The organism is Kibdelosporangium persicum (assembly GCF_013280595.1).
GTDB classification, from domain to species: Bacteria; Actinomycetota; Actinomycetes; order Mycobacteriales; family Pseudonocardiaceae; genus Kibdelosporangium; species Kibdelosporangium persicum.
Genome location: NZ_JAAATY010000035.1, coordinates 87,528 through 103,202 on the forward strand (window position 1 = coordinate 87,528; position 15,675 = coordinate 103,202).

The 15,675-nt window shown below is 67.4% G+C and carries 15 protein-coding genes; 4 read left to right on the plus strand and 11 right to left on the minus strand.

The window, feature by feature from the left end:
- Positions 1-113: 113 nt before the first annotated feature.
- A complete protein-coding gene (locus tag GC106_RS39700; protein ID WP_173141260.1) occupies positions 114-2,420 on the plus strand; it encodes an ATP-binding protein in 2,307 nt (768 codons plus the stop codon).
- 143 nt (positions 2,421-2,563) lie between these two features.
- Here the strand turns inward: GC106_RS39700 and GC106_RS39705 are convergent, their stop codons facing one another.
- The 10 genes from GC106_RS39705 to GC106_RS39750 form a co-directional block, all read right to left on the minus strand.
- A complete protein-coding gene (locus tag GC106_RS39705; RefSeq protein ID WP_173141262.1) occupies positions 2,564-3,331 on the minus strand; it encodes a hypothetical protein in 768 nt (255 codons plus the stop codon).
- Positions 3,332-3,373: 42 nt separating this feature from the next.
- Complete coding sequence (locus GC106_RS39710) at positions 3,374-5,191, minus strand: ABC transporter ATP-binding protein (RefSeq protein ID WP_173141264.1); 1,818 nt, start codon at positions 5,189-5,191, stop codon at positions 3,374-3,376.
- Complete coding sequence (locus GC106_RS39715) at positions 5,179-6,645, minus strand: alpha/beta hydrolase family protein (RefSeq protein ID WP_173141265.1); 1,467 nt, start codon at positions 6,643-6,645, stop codon at positions 5,179-5,181. The genes GC106_RS39710 and GC106_RS39715 overlap by 13 nt, the downstream gene beginning before the upstream one ends.
- On the minus strand, positions 6,638-7,414 hold the full coding sequence (locus GC106_RS39720) for a hypothetical protein (protein WP_173141267.1): 777 nt from the start codon (positions 7,412-7,414) through the stop codon (positions 6,638-6,640). The genes GC106_RS39715 and GC106_RS39720 overlap by 8 nt, the downstream gene beginning before the upstream one ends.
- Positions 7,404-7,616: an actinodefensin-associated protein B gene (gene adfB / locus GC106_RS39725; protein ID WP_173141269.1), complete on the minus strand. Its 213-nt coding sequence runs from the start codon at positions 7,614-7,616 to the stop codon at positions 7,404-7,406. Before adfB ends, GC106_RS39720 begins: the two co-directional genes overlap by 11 nt.
- The gene (locus GC106_RS39730) at positions 7,613-9,055 is read right to left on the minus strand and encodes a hypothetical protein (protein ID WP_173141271.1); all 1,443 of its coding nucleotides are present in this window, start codon (positions 9,053-9,055) and stop codon (positions 7,613-7,615) included. The genes adfB and GC106_RS39730 overlap by 4 nt, the downstream gene beginning before the upstream one ends.
- Complete coding sequence (locus tag GC106_RS39735) at positions 9,052-9,420, minus strand: lasso peptide biosynthesis protein (RefSeq protein ID WP_246367886.1); 369 nt, start codon at positions 9,418-9,420, stop codon at positions 9,052-9,054. The genes GC106_RS39730 and GC106_RS39735 overlap by 4 nt, the downstream gene beginning before the upstream one ends.
- Positions 9,421-9,595: 175 nt before the next feature.
- A complete protein-coding gene (locus GC106_RS39740; protein WP_173141275.1) occupies positions 9,596-9,790 on the minus strand; it encodes a hypothetical protein in 195 nt (64 codons plus the stop codon).
- Positions 9,791-9,876: 86 nt separating this feature from the next.
- Complete coding sequence (locus GC106_RS39745; protein ID WP_173141277.1) at positions 9,877-10,071, minus strand: hypothetical protein; 195 nt, start codon at positions 10,069-10,071, stop codon at positions 9,877-9,879.
- 738 nt (positions 10,072-10,809) lie between these two features.
- Positions 10,810-12,102 carry a discoidin domain-containing protein gene (locus GC106_RS39750; RefSeq protein WP_173141279.1) on the minus strand — a complete coding sequence of 431 codons (1,293 nt, stop codon included), beginning with the start codon at positions 12,100-12,102 and terminating at the stop codon, positions 10,810-10,812.
- A gap of 606 nt (positions 12,103-12,708) precedes the next feature.
- Here GC106_RS39750 and GC106_RS39755 point away from each other — a divergent pair.
- The 3 genes from GC106_RS39755 (at position 12,709) to GC106_RS39765 (ending at position 15,096) form a co-directional block, all read left to right on the plus strand.
- Positions 12,709-12,858 (plus strand): hypothetical protein, encoded by a 150-nt coding sequence (locus GC106_RS39755; protein WP_173141281.1) that lies wholly within the window; start codon positions 12,709-12,711, stop codon positions 12,856-12,858.
- A gap of 226 nt (positions 12,859-13,084) precedes the next feature.
- Positions 13,085-13,201, plus strand: coding sequence for an RICIN domain-containing protein (locus GC106_RS48415; RefSeq protein ID WP_376777814.1), 117 nt, complete (start codon positions 13,085-13,087; stop codon positions 13,199-13,201).
- Positions 13,202-13,335: 134 nt separating this feature from the next.
- Positions 13,336-15,096, plus strand: coding sequence for a family 43 glycosylhydrolase (locus GC106_RS39765; protein ID WP_173141283.1), 1,761 nt, complete (start codon positions 13,336-13,338; stop codon positions 15,094-15,096).
- Positions 15,097-15,367: 271 nt separating this feature from the next.
- On the opposite strand, the gene GC106_RS39770 is transcribed toward GC106_RS39765, so the two are convergent.
- A partial coding sequence (locus tag GC106_RS39770; protein WP_217281533.1) for an SMODS-associated NUDIX domain-containing protein occupies positions 15,368-15,675 on the minus strand: 308 nt, incomplete at its 5' end.

Sequence of the window (15,675 nt, forward strand, 5' to 3'; positions counted from 1 at the left end):
GAATACGGGATCCACTCTCGCCGGAAACCAGGAATACAAGAATTACTGCAGATACGTCCGAGATCGGTCGGACACGGTAACCGGCTGGAACATCTGGGTGGAGGGGTGCCTCGATGGGGGATGATGGTTCACGCCCGAAGCCGGAGGAGGCACGGACTCCGGCCGGGTATGTGGCGATGCTGCGCCGGCTCCGGGCCCGGTCGGGGCTGAGCCTGCGCGAGATCCAGCGGCGTGCCGCGGCGAACAACGAGACCTTGCCGTCGAGCACTCTCGCCACGATGTTGAGCCGGGACACGTTGCCCAGCGAGCGGTTGATCGCCGCGTTCCTCCGGGCGTGCGGGGAGGAACAGGCCGCGGTGGGCGAGTGGATCGAGTCTCGGCGGCGAATCGCGGGTCGGCAACCTGAAGCCGCGAAGTGGCAGAACGACGAGCATGGCGGGTGCCGGCAGTTGCCGATGGACATCGAGGACTTCGTCGGCCGGGAACGGGAGCTGCGGTACCTCGTCGCCCAGGCGGGCAAGGCGGCGGGTACGGCGGTGGTGCTCACCTCGATCGCGGGCATGGCGGGCGTCGGCAAGACGCGGCTGGCGATCCGGGCCGGTCACCAGCTGGTCCGTGCGGGGTGCTTCGACGAGGTCCAGCTGTGGACGGACCTGTGCGGATTCGATCCGCGCAGGCAACCGGCGGATCCCGCCGCCGTGCTGGAGAGTTTCCTGCTCGCGCTGGGGGTTCCCGCCGATGGCGTGCCGCATCACATGGAGGCGAGGACGGCGCTCTACCGGGATCGGCTGGCCGGCCAGCGGGCGCTCGTGCTGTTGGACAACGCGTTCGACGAAGAACAGGTCCGGCCGTTGTTGCCGGGCAGCCCGAACAGCCTGGTGATCATCACCAGCAGGCGCACGCTCACGGCGCTGGACGGTGCCCGGCACATCGAACTCGGCCCGTTCAGCCCGGCCGAGGCGACCGCCCTGCTGACGCGGATCGCCGGTCCGCAGGCCCAGGCGGATCCCGGCAGCGTCCGGCGGATCGCCGAGCTGGGCGGATACTTGCCGCTCGCTGTCGCGCTCGCCGGGCGGCGCCTGGCCACCAGGCCCGCGTGGTCGGCGCGCACCCTCGCCGCGCGGTTGTCCAGCAGTCCCGATCGCGCCGTCACAGGCGTCTTCGCCCTGTCGTACCAAGCCCTCACGCCCCAGGCCCGGCGGTTGTTCCGGTTGCTGGGAACCCACCTGCCCGAGGACATGGACGTCCCGGCCGCGGCGGCGCTGGCGGGCATGCCGTTGCCGGAAACCGAGGAAATACTGGAAGGTCTGCTCGATGACCACCTGCTGACTCAGGACAGCCCGGGGCGGTACCGGATACACGACCTCGTGCGGCTGTTCGCCAGGGATCTGCCGGAGCCGGACCGGGATGCGGCGTTGGCGCGCTTGCTGACCCACTACCTGTCCGCCGCCGAGCAGGTCACCCGGGTGCTGCACCCCACGGAGCGGCGCCGGCTGCCCGCTCGATCCGTGGTGGACACGGTGTGGATCGGGACCCGGGCCGACGCGGTGCGCTGGTTGACCCAGGAGCGCGGGAACCTGCTTGTGCTTGCCCGTAACGCCGTGCACGCGCCCAGCCCGGCGCCGGATCTGGTGACCATGCTGGTCGCCGTGCTTTACCGGCCACTGGCCAACCTGGGGATGTCGAGCACTCAGATCGAGCTCAACCTGCTGGCCGCCGGCGCCGCCGCCCGGATCGGTGACCGCCGCGCCGAAGCCCAGGCTCTGGAAGACCTCGGCACCGTGTACAGCGAGGCCGGCCGGACGGAGGAGGCGATCGAACGGAACAAGGCCGCGCTGGACATCTGGCGGGAACTGGGCGATCGGACCGGCCAGGCGGGCTGCCTGACCGGCATCGGCATCGCCCATCATCAGCAGGGCCGGTACGAGGACGCTTTGACCTGCCTGCAGGAAGGGCTCGCCGCCAGCCAGGAGGCGGACTACCGGCTGGGGGAGGCGTCGATCGTGAACACCCTCGGTCTGGTGCACCAGGCCAAGCGGGAGTTCGAGGCGGCGATCGTGTGGCACAAGCAGAGTGTCGAGTTGTACCGGCAGGCCGGCAGCGAACACGGTGAGGCGTTCGCGATGGCCAACCTCGGCTGGGCGTACCAGCGCTCCGGGCGTCCTGGCGAGTCGCTCGAACTGCACGAACGAGCGTTGAAGATCTTCGTCCGGTACGCCGACCGGTACCACGAGGCCGAGCAGCACTGGGGCCTCGGCCAGGCACACCACGCCCTCGGCCATGACCGGCTCGCCCGTCAGTACTGGGACCAGTCGATCAACCTGCTGCTTGAGCTGGGACACCTCACTGAGGCCGAGGCCGCCGCGCTACACCGCAAGCTCGTCCCGCCCACGCCCGAGGTCATCCGCCTGAAATGCTGACAGTTCTCCTGGCGAACCCGTAGATGTGCTTCTCGCCGAGGTGACAGCGCGGCGGCCCGCGATAGCAGCGGGCCACCTCCGCCCGTGGGTGCCGGGCCTGGCCAGGCATTGAGTGACGCCCGCCGGTGCGTGATCAGCACAGGTCAGGCCGATCCTTCCGGATAGGGCCATGACAGGAAGGACTGGTCCAGCTGTCGTGGTGTGCGTGACAACCATGAACTCGCCATCCTGCGCACGGTTCCGCCGGGTAGCGGGGGATTGATCTCTCGTTCTTTGGGCTTGGCCGTCGACTGGAGGGCCCAGGCGAATCCGATCAGCGGGCTGATCCGAGCCCACCGCACGCGGTCGATGTCGAGGAACATCATCGCACGAAGGAAAGCATGCCAGATGTGGTACCCGTAAGCATTCTCGCCGCCGGCCATCATGTGCACCTCGGCCCGGAACTCGGCTCGGCGCGGGTCGTACAGCACACCCTGGCCGAAATCGCTGAAGGCGGCGGTGAGCCTCGGGTCGCCCGGCCGGTAGTAGGTGTCCAGGATGCCCAGCTGGACTTGTGAAAGAACGCGCAGCGGCCGGCGCACCGGGGCGACGAACGCGGCGAAATTCCGCGGATAGCCGGGCGACGTGCACATCTCGAGCCAGGTGTCGTAAACCCCTTTGACGTAGTTCTCACCCAGCTTGTCCCGCATGGCGGCGAAGGCGTCAGTCACTTCCTGGATCCGGTGGTAAAGCGTCATGTCGTCGAACCAGTACCACATCTCGTTGGCGCGACGGTCGCCGTGCATTCCGGGAACATGCGGAAACTTCTGGTGTTCGCTGTCGGCGGCAGCCGGAAGGGCGGTCAGCCCGGTGAGGCCGACTACACCCGCGGACATGTGCAGCAGCCGCCGTCGGCCGAACTGATGTGACATGGTCAGCTCCTTTGAGACCGGAATGGACAGACACGAACGAACTCAGGCTGGTGCGGCGTCGAGATAACCCGCCGCTTGGGTGAGGAAGAGTTCGGCATAGCGGCCTTGGGTACGCATGAGTTCGGTGTGGGTACCGTGCTCGATGACGCGGCCGGAATCGAGCACGTAGATGCGATCGGCGCTGCGGACGCTGGAGAAGCGGTGAGAGATGAGCAGGACGGTGCGGCCGGCGAACAGATGACGGATGCGGGCGAAGAGGTCGGCCTCGGCCTGGGGGTCCAGCGCGGCGGTGGGCTCGTCGAGGATGACGAACGGGGCGTCGCGGTAGAAGGCACGGGCGATGGCCAGTTTCTGCCACTGGCCACCGGAGAGGTCGGTTCCATCGGTGAATTCGCGACCGAGGACGGTGTGGTAGCCGTTGGGGAGGCTTTCCAGAAGGGCGGATACGCCAGCGGCTTCGGCGGCGTGTCCGATGCGGCTGTCGTCAGGTTGGTCGTCGATGCGGCCGAAAGCGATGTTGTCGTGGGCGGTGAGCTTGTAGCGGACGAAGTCCTGGAACACAACGGCACAGCCGTGGCGCAGTTGGTACAGGTCGGTGGCGGGGTCGCCATCGCGGACCAGCGTCCCGCCAGTGGGCGCGTACAAGCCGGCGAGAATCTTCGCGAGGGTGGTCTTCCCGGAGCCGTTGGCTCCGACGAGGGCGATGATCTCGCCTTGGTGCAGCGAGATGTCGACGCCGTGGAGCGTGGGGCGGGCGGCGCCGGGGTACGTGAAGGTCACGCCGCGCGCCCGTAGCGTCCTGAAAGGACTCGCAGGTTCGGTGAGCGCGGGAGGTGGTTCGGCGCCTGCGGCAGCGAAGTTGTGCAGGTCCTTGAAGAAGTAGAGGGTCTGGCCCACGCTGTTGAGCATTTGACTGGCTGATCCTATGCGGCTCGACAGCAACCAGAGTCCGGCCAGGCCTGTGGAGGCGGCGGCGAGAGACACCATGCCGGTGTTCACCAACGTCCACACCGACGCGATGACACCGAGAATCAGGGCGCTGGACAGGAGTTTGGCGCGGATCTCCCGTCCGGCATGAGTGCGGATCAGACGGGTCATGCCGGTCAGCTCCTGGGCGTATTCGGTGTCCCAGCGAGCATGGAGGGTGGCGCCCAGATTCAGGGCCCGGATCTCCTTGGCCTCGTCCCGGCAGGTGAGCAGCTGCTCCAGGTACTGGCGACGACGGTGGTTCTCAGCCAGGGAGTGGTGCATGGCGTACACGGCGTTGCGTCGGTCCTTGGCGGCCTTGAACAGCGGTAACGCGCTGAGGGTCGCCAACGGGAGCAGCCACCAGGCGATGGTGATGAACACGCCCGCTATGGCCAGCACGGTCAACGCCGCCTGCAGCATCTCGACCAGCATCATGACCACCATGGCCGGGTTGCGCCGCGAGGCGTGTACCGCGCGCTGTAACCGGTCGTGGAAATCCGGGTCCTCGAATTCCAGCAGCCCGGTGTGGGCGGCGGTACCCAGCACCAGTGAGATGACGTGCCGGTCCACCCGATCAGTGAGGATCTGCTGGCGCACCCCACTGAGCATCTGCAGGATGCCACCCGCCGCACCGAGGGCGACCAGCACGATCACGCCGGGGATCAGCCGCCCCAGGTCGACTCCGGTGCCGCTCCCGTCGACGGAGGTCATCACGTCGTTCACCATGCCCCGCAACAACAGCAGCGCACCGGCCAGGCCGACCGCGGTGGTCAGTTGAAGCCCCACCACAGTGAGGACACCGCGCCGGTCGGCCGTCCAGGAGGCGCGTACGGCGTGTACGGCCGCCATGCACATGTCGCGGACGGTCAGCCTGGGCTTCACTGGGTCCATCGGTCGATCCAGTTGCGGTGCTCGTTGCTGAGGAATGCGAGATGTTCGGCGTAGTAGAAGATGTGGCCCGCGCCAGGGAGGAGGAGCAGGCGGGCGGTGCCTCCGTTGACGACGATGGCCTTGTAGAGTTCGACGGATTGTTCAGGCGTGGTGGCGGGATTGGTGTCGTGGGTGCCGTGGGCCAACAGCACCGGCCGATCCAGCTTGTGCGCGAAGTCCAGGGCACTGAAGGCCCGGTAGATGTCCGGGGCTTGCCACAGGTGGCGTTTCTCGTGTTGCCAGCCGGTCGGGGTGAGGGTGCGGTTGTAGCAGCCGCTGTGCACGATCGCTCCACGCAGCTCAGGGACGTGGGCGAGGGCGTACAGGGCGAGGGTGGCGCCGAAGCTGTGCCCACCCACCAGCATCGGGCCGTCCACAGTGGTCATTGCGGCGCGCACCGTGTCGATGATCTGCGGGTGCAGAGATTCCACTGTGGCGTCGGTCGGCCAGTGCAGAGGCAAGTCCAGATTCGCGACCGCGTGCCCGGTGTCCAGCAAGGGGGGCACCGTTTCCCGGTCACCAGGCCGGGCGTTGCGCAGCCACAACACGGTTGCCGGTTCTCCGGGGTGGTGCGTGAGCGTGGCCTGGTGGTACCCGGTGTCGATGCTGATCGCCGTCGGGTGGGTGGGTTCGGGAACCGGGGGCGCCCCAGCCAGTCCCGCCGGCTCGGGCGGAGCCTCCGCGACTGGACGAGGCGAGCCGGAGCCGTCGACCGATACGGCCAGGCCGGACCAGGACAGCCCGTCCTCGGAGGCTGGGTCATCCTCGGCGTACTCCAGGTAGAGTTCGCCGTCCATGGCAGCGAGACGCCGTACCACCAGCGGGTCGGTGAGTTCGATCGCCCGGCCCGTAACCGGATCGAGCGCCGTAGGCCGGGCAGCGATGAGTCCGGCGAGTTCGGGCAGGGCAGGCAGGAAACTCACGTAGGTCGGGCCGGTTGCCTCCAGGACCACCGGATTGCCGTGGACCAACGGGATTCTCGCCGCCGACGGCGACGGAACGAGCAGGACGAGGCAATCGTCCACCCAGGTACAGGGTGGCCATGCGTGGGAGGTCGCGGCCCGGATCCGGTCGAACACCGTGACGGTCTGGGCGGCGTAGTCGGCCACCCACGGGTGCGCACGCCGGTCCCTGATCACCAACCCTGCGACGAGGGGCCGTTCGGGGTGCCAGGCCAGACGCGCGGGCAGCACGCCGGTCAGGGGGACAGCCCAGCCCGGCGACGTCCGGTGCGGGTGGATCTCGATGGAAGTCAGCCATGCCCGGTCTACCGCGAGCCCGGCCAGATCCGGGTCCACCCGCAGTTCGCGCCAGTACGTGACGGCGGGATTCGCCTGCGAGATCGAGCATCTGGCCGGGGCGGTCAGCCGCGCCCACGCGCCGTTCGACGAGCTGTCCCGCCAGCTGTCAAGCATGTGCGGTGACCACGATCGAGTTGATCAAAGCCTTGACCGATCCGATTCCGGAGACCGGCTCGCCGACGGGTTTGCCCGCCGCGTCAAGGCCCTGCGCGCAGGGCACACCCATCTCTGCCATCGCTCCGGGTGCTGCGTCGTCGCGTCCTAACACGGTTTCGGCGACCGCGTCGCGGCGGGCCGGTTCCATCCCCGCCACAAGCTTCTTCAAGGCGCGGCACGACGGGCAGGATTCAGAGGTGTAGAGCTGCACGGTGTACACCGCATCGGCGCGTTCCACGATCCGTGCTTCCTTCGCTGCTTCGATCGCGCGGGCACGGCGGTCCAACGCCAGGACGACACCCGTGATCAGGGCGGTTGCCGCTACCGCGAACCCGGCGCGCAACGCCATCTGGGCGCCGGGGCCCATCAGCAGAGCGATGACTGCCACCAGCGCGCCGGCGGCGTTCACCAGGACGTGGGTGCGACTTACCGAGGCCAGCCGCGCCAGCCCGAAGCAGGCGCACTTCTGGCCGCGCAGTGCTTGGGCCACGCCGGTCAGCGCCAGATACGCCACCAGGCCGCCCACCGCGGCAAAACGACCCGGCACCACGACGAGTAGCACCGCGCCGACCAACTCGGCTACGGCGATCAGCCGCGGACCGTGAGGCGCCGCCAGCAGCCCGCTGCGGATCGGCCAGGACAGTTTCCCGGCCGGCGCGGCCAACTTCGCCACACCGGAGACGACGAGAGGCCCGGCGAGAATCGCCACCAGCACATCAGCCAGCATCGCGCACCTCCACCCAACCGGCCGCGATCAGATCCTGGGCCACCTGACCTTCCGGTGCGCCACCGGCCAGCAAGTCGTCGATCGCCGCTGTCTGCGGCTCGTCGCATTCGGCGATCGCCAGGTTCACGCCGTTCACCAGGACCGCGCCGCCGTACGGCAACCGGGTCAGGGTCACCTGGGGCGCCAGTTCGCACCTACTCATGCTTGACCTCGCATCCAGTGGTCGATCCACACCAACCGCAGCAGGGCCAGGGCGTGCTCGCTCATCTGCCGAGGGTCGCGCAGTGCCGCGGCGACCTGCTCGGCGTCGATCAGGCCTGCCTCTGCCAAGGGGGAATCAGCGACATACGCCGCCAGTTTGTCCCGCTGTGCAAGCAGGTGTTCCGCGGCAGCAAGCCGCAGCCAGTAACCGGGCGCCGCCCGCCGGACACCGGTGACGCCGTGCGCCTCGATCGCTTGCCACAGCGGCAGGTTGTTCCGGAACACGCCCCGCTCGATCCGGCCGATGTCGTTGGCTGAGAACGCGGCCACCGCGGCGAGCACCTGCGGATCGAGGGCCGGCAGCGCCGCGCCGGCTCCCCCGCGCTCGGCCAAGGCGGCGTCGGCCTTGCCCAGCACTCGCGGGAGGAACTCAAGGTGGTCTTCCCACAACGGGAGGCGCAACTGTCGTGCGGTGTTGTATTCCTCCTGGCCCGCTTCGGTCAAACCAGGTACGAAGCTCACTTTCGCCAGCGCCGGTGGCTGTCGGGCACCGGGCTCCTGCGCGCCGGCCGTGGGCGCGTACACGGTCTGTTCCTCCAGGACCTTGCGCGCCTCGGCCACTGTGGGCAGGGTCCCGGCCACGTGGAACGGCTCGCATCCGAGGAGCTGCTCGTCACTGATCTCGGCTTCGGGCAACCGGATCGAGACCAGGTCTTCCAGCAGTGCTCCGGTTACCAGCGGCAGCTTCACCGCCACGGACAACTCCGCCACGAGGCGACGGCGCACCTCCACATCCGGCGTCGGGGGCCGTGGTACGTCGGTGGCGATCAGGTGATGGTCCAGCAACTCCGAGACATCCATCGGCACCCGTCGCAGCTCCAGGCCGGGTATCTCGGGCACCGGCAAGTGTGCGAAGGCCGGGCCCAGATCCGCGTGCACCAGTACCGGCCGCTTACCCGCCTGGTACGCCGCCACTGCCAGGAACGCCGAGGAAAGCCCGCCGCTGTAGGCGATCCCGAACTCTCGATCCGGTAGCGCCGCGCCGACCGCGCCGATCAGCTCCCTCCCGGCGCCGGCCGATGGTGGTGCCTGCCGCTCCACCCGGACCCCGGCGGCGTCCACCCGGACCACTGTGCCGAGCGTCAGTCGTTGAACCCCAGGCACACCCAGCGCGTCATCCGGCGCCGGTATGGTGCCGTGCACCTGAGCGAGCAAATCCCATGCCTGCGGACCGGGAACCGCTGCGCCATCGGCGAAAGCGGCCAGATCCTCGCCCCACGACAACCCCGAAGGATCGATCCGGTAGTACACCGGCAGCGTCGAGGGCAGCTCCAGCGCCAAGGCGAACGAATGTTTCGAGCTGGTGATCCGAAGCCCGGGAACCATCGCCCCCGGACCACTCGACCGCACTCGCCGCTTGGTTATCTCCACCCGGTTCATGCCCGATACACCTCTAGATAGGTCTCCTTGACAGGAAGGGACGTACTCACGACTTCGCCGTCACACTCCACCCACGCGTAGAAGCCTGCCGGTGGCATCGCCGGCACCACCTCCCGGCCTATGTGGAACGAAGCCGGGAAACCCATCCTGCGCAGCCCTGCCGTCACGTACAGCGCGTCCTCGACAGGATCCAGAAACCCGACGCTGTTGCGCTGCTCTATTCGCAACGAGGTCACAACGTCGTCGACCCGCCGCGCCCGGGGACCCGGTGACACCTGTGGCCACGATTCGATTTTGTACGCCCCCACGCCATCCCGTACCGACTCAAGGAACTCACGCGCTTCCTTGGCCGCCGTCCTACTCATTACCGAAACCCCCGCCCCTGCGCGCATATCCGAATTCGAATCGGGCAGCGTCAGTGTTCGAATCGATGGGGCCGGGCCGCGCCGCTCACTGAGCGGCCCGGCCCGGCTTCGAAATCAAGTGGGCTGTGCCGCCAGCCCGTCAAGGGCTATCGGCGGCGACCGAGACAGGAATATCTCAGCCGACCCGGCAGTGGCCGTCCGGTTCCCATTCGTGGTAAAGGCGGCAGTACAGGCCGTCGCAGCACGTGTATGTGAAGAGACACGCCCTGCCTTCCCTCTGGCATTCCTGCGCCACAGTGGACTGGGATGCGAACATGTGCTGCTGGAGGTTGTTGCCGGCCAGCCTGTCGACGAGCGAAGTCGCGATCATTCTTTCACCTCCTCGGGTCGCGTTCATCACGTCACCGCGGCGTCCTTCGAAGCGGGCGACATGAGTGTTCTGTTCACGCGGGAATGTCAGCCGACACGGCAGTGACCGTCCGGTGCCCATTCGTGGTAAAGGCGGCAGTACAGGCCGTCGCAGCATGCGAACGTGAAGAGACACGTGGCACCCAGTTTTCCGCATTCCTGCGCCACAGTGGACTGGGATGCGAACATGTGCTGCTGGAGGTTGTTGCCGGCCAGCCTGTCGACGAGCGAAGTCGTGATCATGGTTTCACCTCCTCGGGTCGCGTTTATCGATTCACCCAGTGAATCTTGAAGAATTACAACATCAACGATCTAGCAGGCACAAGACGAAGATTGTTCGGGACGACTTCGAACAAATCCGAACGCCCCGGCACCTTGCGCGACTCGCCGTTCATCCGTACAGGTACGGCGGTTGTTCCCGCACATGCCCACTCTTTGCGTGCCGACGTGGACATGGGGGAAAGCGGTCAGGAAAAGATGTTCACCGCTGGTGTGGCGTGGCGGTCGGGGCGATCCCCGGCGCCGGTTGCCGGGATTCCAGGTGATGCCGCGACTGCGGCATCACCCTGCGGGGCGACCGACTTCCCCGTGGACGAACTATTCGATATCCACAGTGGAGTTTCTGCGGCAGCCGGAGGATGTTGCGACAAACGACCGGCGACTCAACCAAACCCTGACCCGGTTGGCGGAACTGGCGGGGGAGAGCCGAGCCGCGGGTAACGTACTCACAGCGGCAGGCAAACCCGGAATCCGGGTCCGTTTTGGACACCGTCGACCGGAACTCCGGCGGATGGTCGGCAGGGGAGTACGTTTTGGACAACCCGCGTCACACCGGGTACGTGTTCTTCGGCCGGTGGGCCAAACACGAAACCTTGCTGTCGGCGGCGCAGAGCGGGGCTGCCCGGCCTTCACCCGGGCAGCCCCGCACCAAGATCTTCACCAGCCTTCCCGACGAGGGCTCGCGACCCTGGCCGTGATCTGTCAGGCAGGCCCCGGGCCCGCGGTGACCGTCGTGCCGACCGACCCGTAGTCCGGGCTGATCTGGTTGTCGCTGTAGAACTTCACGCCGGTCGAGGCCGAGGTGACCGCCATGACCCTGGTCGAGGAGCCCACGAACTTGTTGCGGGTGATCGACACGTTGTCCGGCCCGTCCACTTTGATGGCCTGGTTCCAACTGTCGCCGACCTCGTTGTCCGCGACGATCCAGTTCCGCATACCGTCGGTGTTGCCGCCTGAGTTCCCGCCGCGGCCGTAGTCTTCGGCCATCAGGAACTGGTGGATGCTGGGGATGCTGTTGTCGCGGTCCGGGTTCGCCGGTCCGACGGCCTTGTTGAAGCGGATCTGCACGTCGTCACTGGCGATGGGGTGCGAGTTGGACACCCACGTCTGGATGAAGTCCGTGTGGCTGTCGCCAGGGTCGCCGGTCACGAAGTTGATGGCCGTGTTGTAGAGGATCTTGTGACCGTTGCCGAAGAACGTGATGGCGTTCAGGTCCCCGGGGCCCTTGACGCCCTTGATGTCGTTGTTCTGGATGGTGACGTTGGTGTTGTTGTCCGAGTAGATGCCGTACTGCTGCTCGGCGTTCACCCGGCAGTTCTGTATCACCACGTTGTCGGCGTCGATCAGTACGCCGCCGCGGATGGTGTTGCCCTGGCAGTCGTAGACCTTGGGCGCGGCCGCCGTGCCACCGGAGGTGATCTTGTACCTGGAGTTCTGACTCGGAACCAGAACGGCGCCGGCCGGAGTCGCCACACCGCCGACACCGAGAGTCTGCGTGGGTGGAGGCGGAACACTGGGCGATCCGGACACGGTCACCTCGGTGATACTCGTCCACTTGGCCGAGTCGGGGGACGAGTTGCCGTGCCCCACGATCCGCACATACCGCGCCGGCCCGTCGGCGAAGTCGTACCTCTCGAGGCTGAGCGTGGTGCCGCTGCTGGTTGCCCGAGACAGCACGGTCGACCACGCCGTGCCGTCCTGGGACAGTTGGACATCGAACGTCGCCCGTCGGCTGTCGCCGTCGTACCAGGCCAGTGATACCGAATCGACGGTGGTGACCGAGCCGAGATCGAAGCGGATCCAGACTCCGTCGCCGGCTGCGGACCACCGGGTGGACAGGTTGCCGTCGATCGCGTTGGCCGGCCCGTTGCCGTCGTCGGAGCTGGCTGTCGCCGTAGTGATGGGTAGTGTCGCCGCCGTTGCCGGTGGGCCGAGGAGGGCCACCGAGCTGATCGCCGCGCACACGCACAGCGCGGCGGACAGAATTCGTTTCACCGATACACCTTTCCTCTCGACGTGCCTGTCCGACAGCGGCCATTCAGTCCGGCCGTTGTGGACTGTCTAGTTCGGACAAGGAGAGAGTGTGACGACGGACCCGGGAAGGGCCCGCGGCAGACAACGGCCAGACTTTCGTGGTCCATCCGACCTCCTCAACTCCCGCGTGGTGGTGGGCCGTCACTCTTCCGGTTCGTCAGGGGACCCGTCCCGAACATGGTCGATCTACCCGGATCTGCGAAGCGAGCCGCTTGCTCACGCGACCGATCGTTCCCATGGCGGGCCGACGGGAACGGCTGGCCGTTGGTGACGTTGGTCGGACCCGGTCAGGCCGGCGCCGCACCGGTGTTTCCGCATCTGATGCGGCATCTGCACGTCGCTCGGTTCGGACGTGGCCGAGCCCGGACCCGGCCCGACCGCGGCATTGTTCGGCCGGGCGTTCGATCAGTGTGTCCAGCGTCGGGTCGTTACCGGTGGTCGCCGCGATGTGGTTGATCTCGGCGAGCCGGTTGTCGGCCACGGCTCGTCGGGCGGAGGGCAGGCGTCGTGGTTTGGGGACTTTCGTGGCGGTAGAGGCAGTGCAGCGCGGCGATGAGGTGTTCGCCAGTGCTGCGGCCTCTCCTGCCGGGAAGATCGACCACGACGGGGGTGTCGGCGGGAGGACTGTTCACCACGGTGCCCGGCGTCCACCGCGTCGAGCGCGAGCCGGAGGTCGTGAACAACCCTTGGGGGTCCGCGACGCCGGGCCGGCTGTAGGTGGCGATCCAGGGCGGCGACGCCAGCAGTCGCTCGCCGCGATCATGTGAACGCTCACTTGACCCTACCTCGGTGTTAGCGGGGGAAAGATCGTTGCTGCCAACGAGTCCTGCCGAAACTTACTCCAGATGGCTCATTGGTTTCGAGTCGATTCGACCGTCATTATGTGAGCGTGAACATTGGTCAGCGTTCACACCTGGCCGATGTGGCGGTGACGAGCCGACAGGTGTCACGGCGGTCGGGGTTGTGCCTGGAAGGCGCCGGCGGTTCGACCGCCAATGGCGCGTCCGCGCGGCTGTGGACCTGCAACGGGCAGGCCAACCAGCGGTGGGCTCGCACGTGACGCAGAAGTGGAACCGCGTGTGACGCGGTGACGAGCCGAAGGTCGACTCCACGGCCTGCGCGACATCACCGGTGCCACGCCGGCGCCTCGCGACGCCCGAGCGGCACCGAAACCCGCTATCGAAGGAGACAACCGTGCAACGTCGAAGGCGCCTGCTCGCCTGGGTCGTGGGCATCATCTCCGCCCTGGCGCTGCTCCCGGCCACAGCCAAGGCCGACAACCCCATCGTCCAGCACATCTACACCGCCGACCCGGCACCGATGCTCCACAACGGACGAGTGTACGTCTACACCGGACGTGACGAGGACGGCTCGACCACGTTCACCATGCGCGAGTGGCGAGTGTTCTCCTCCGCCGACATGGTGAACTGGACCGACCACGGCGTGCCGATGAACCTCGGCACCTTCGCGTGGGCGGACGCCAACGCCTGGGCGGGGCACACGATCGCCCGCAACGGCAAGTTCTACTGGTACGTCCCGGTCCGCCGCCGCGGTGGCGGGATGGCCATCGGCGTGGGCGTCTCGGACAGCCCCACCGGCCCGTTCCGCGACGCCATCGGGCGACCGCTGGTGGAGAACGGCGAGATCGACCCGCATGCCTTCATAGACGACGACGGCCAGGCCTACCTGTACTGGGGCAACCCGAACCTGTGGTACGTGCGGCTCAACGCCGACATGATCTCCTTCTCGGGCAGCCCCACCAAGATCCCGCTCACCACCGCGGGTTTCGGGACCCGCACCGGCCACCCGACCAGGCCGACGCTGTACGAGGAAGCGCCCTGGGTCTACAAGCGCAACGGCCTGTACTACATGATCTTCGCGGCGCAATGCTGCTCGGAGTTCATCGCCTACTCCACCGCCCCGAGTCCCACCGGGCCGTGGACCTATCGCGGCACCGTCATGCCGACCCAGGGCTCCAGCTTCACCAACCACCCGGGCATCGTGGACTTCAAGGGCGGTACCTACTTCTTCTACCACAACGGCGCCCTGCCCGGAGGTGGCGGATACACCCGGTCGGTGGCGATCGAAAAGTTCACCTACAACGGTGACGGCACCATTCCCAGGTTGACCATGACCAGCGCCGGCCCTCCGCCGGCGGACTCGCTCAACCCCTACGTCCGCCAGGAGGCCGAGACCATCGCCTGGGGCTCGGGCATCGAAACCGAACCCGCCTCCGAGGGTGGCATGAACATCGGCTCCCTCCAGAACGGCGACTACACCAAGGTCCGCAACGTCGCCTTCGGCACGGGTGCCTCGTCATTCACCGCCCGCGTCGCCTCCGCCACCACCGGCGGCACGATCGAGGTGCGCCTGGGCGGCGTCACCGGCACGGTCGTGGGCCGGTGCACCGTCCCCAGCACCGGCGGCTGGCAGACGTGGCGAACGGTGACCTGCCCCGTCAGCGGCGCCTCCGGCAACCAGGACGTGTTCCTGCGCTACACCGGTGGGAGCGGCTACCTGTTCAACGTGAACTGGTGGCAGTTCTCGTCCGGCGGTTCGTCCGGCGACGTCACGTCACGGCTGCGCGGCGTGGGGTCCAACCGGTGCGTGGACGTCGAAAAGGCCTCCACCGCGCTGGGCACGACCGTGTTGCTGTGGGATTGCGGCACAGGCGCCAACCAGCAGTGGACGACCACCCCGAGCGGCGAGTTCCGGGTGTTCGGCGACAGGTGCCTGGACGCCTACAACAGCGGCACGACCAACGGCACCAGCGTGGTGATCTGGTCGTGCAACGGTCAGGACAACCAGAAGTGGACGATGGGTTCGGACGGGTCGATCCGCAACGTGCATGCCGGGCTGTGCCTGGACGCCGACGGAGCGGCCACCGCCAACGGCACGCGGTTGATCCTGTGGACCTGCAACGGCCAGGACAACCAGAAGTGGATCCGCGTGTGACGGCACCAGGCCGACGATGACGCAGTGCCGCGCGCCCGTCCTCACCGACGACGCGCGGCACTCGCGGTCGGGCGACCCGGGACTGTAATTTCAACCTTTGACAGTCCCGGCATAGGCAACGTCAAGCGCGCACTGCGGCGACGTCCGCTCACGTCGATGGCCGCGTGTACGGGGTGCACCATTGTGGGTAGTCGCGACGATCTGGTGTTGCCGAGCGCGGGGATCGGAGCGATGACGGGCAGGGTGTGGAGTCTGCCGGGCGCGGCATGCGTTATCGCACCGCCGGGATCGGTGGGTGGCGCCGTTTGGTGCCAATGAGAAACGCGGCTTGACCGCCGATCAGTCCGGCCGTGCAGCGGCCGTACTCGATGTCCGTCGCGCCCACCCCGACGATCAAGTGAGTCGTCGGATCCTCGGCCAGCTCCAGCAGGCGCTGCTTGAACTGGGCCGCGGCCCCGGTTGGAGCCACTGCGATGTCGTAGACCTCGAACCGGCGCAGGTGCAGATAGTCGGTGCCGGGTTCTTGGCGTGGGCCCGTTTGGACCACCCGGAGTGGGGTGAACTCCAGCGAAGCCACGT

Bases quoted from the DNA above. Each gene is read 5' to 3' on its own strand.
- GC106_RS39700 (WP_173141260.1), top strand. From the start codon at position 114: ATGGGGGATGATGGTTCACGCCCGAAGCCGGAGGAGGCACGGACTCCG.
- GC106_RS39705 (WP_173141262.1), bottom strand. From the start codon at position 3,331: ATGTCACATCAGTTCGGCCGACGGCGGCTGCTGCACATGTCCGCGGGT.
- GC106_RS39710 (WP_173141264.1), bottom strand. From the start codon at position 5,191: ATGGACCCAGTGAAGCCCAGGCTGACCGTCCGCGACATGTGCATGGCG.
- GC106_RS39715 (WP_173141265.1), bottom strand. From the start codon at position 6,645: ATGCTTGACAGCTGGCGGGACAGCTCGTCGAACGGCGCGTGGGCGCGG.
- GC106_RS39720 (WP_173141267.1), bottom strand. From the start codon at position 7,414: ATGCTGGCTGATGTGCTGGTGGCGATTCTCGCCGGGCCTCTCGTCGTC.
- adfB (WP_173141269.1), bottom strand. From the start codon at position 7,616: ATGAGTAGGTGCGAACTGGCGCCCCAGGTGACCCTGACCCGGTTGCCG.
- GC106_RS39730 (WP_173141271.1), bottom strand. From the start codon at position 9,055: ATGAACCGGGTGGAGATAACCAAGCGGCGAGTGCGGTCGAGTGGTCCG.
- GC106_RS39735 (WP_246367886.1), bottom strand. From the start codon at position 9,420: ATGAGTAGGACGGCGGCCAAGGAAGCGCGTGAGTTCCTTGAGTCGGTA.
- GC106_RS39740 (WP_173141275.1), bottom strand. From the start codon at position 9,790: ATGATCGCGACTTCGCTCGTCGACAGGCTGGCCGGCAACAACCTCCAG.
- GC106_RS39745 (WP_173141277.1), bottom strand. From the start codon at position 10,071: ATGATCACGACTTCGCTCGTCGACAGGCTGGCCGGCAACAACCTCCAG.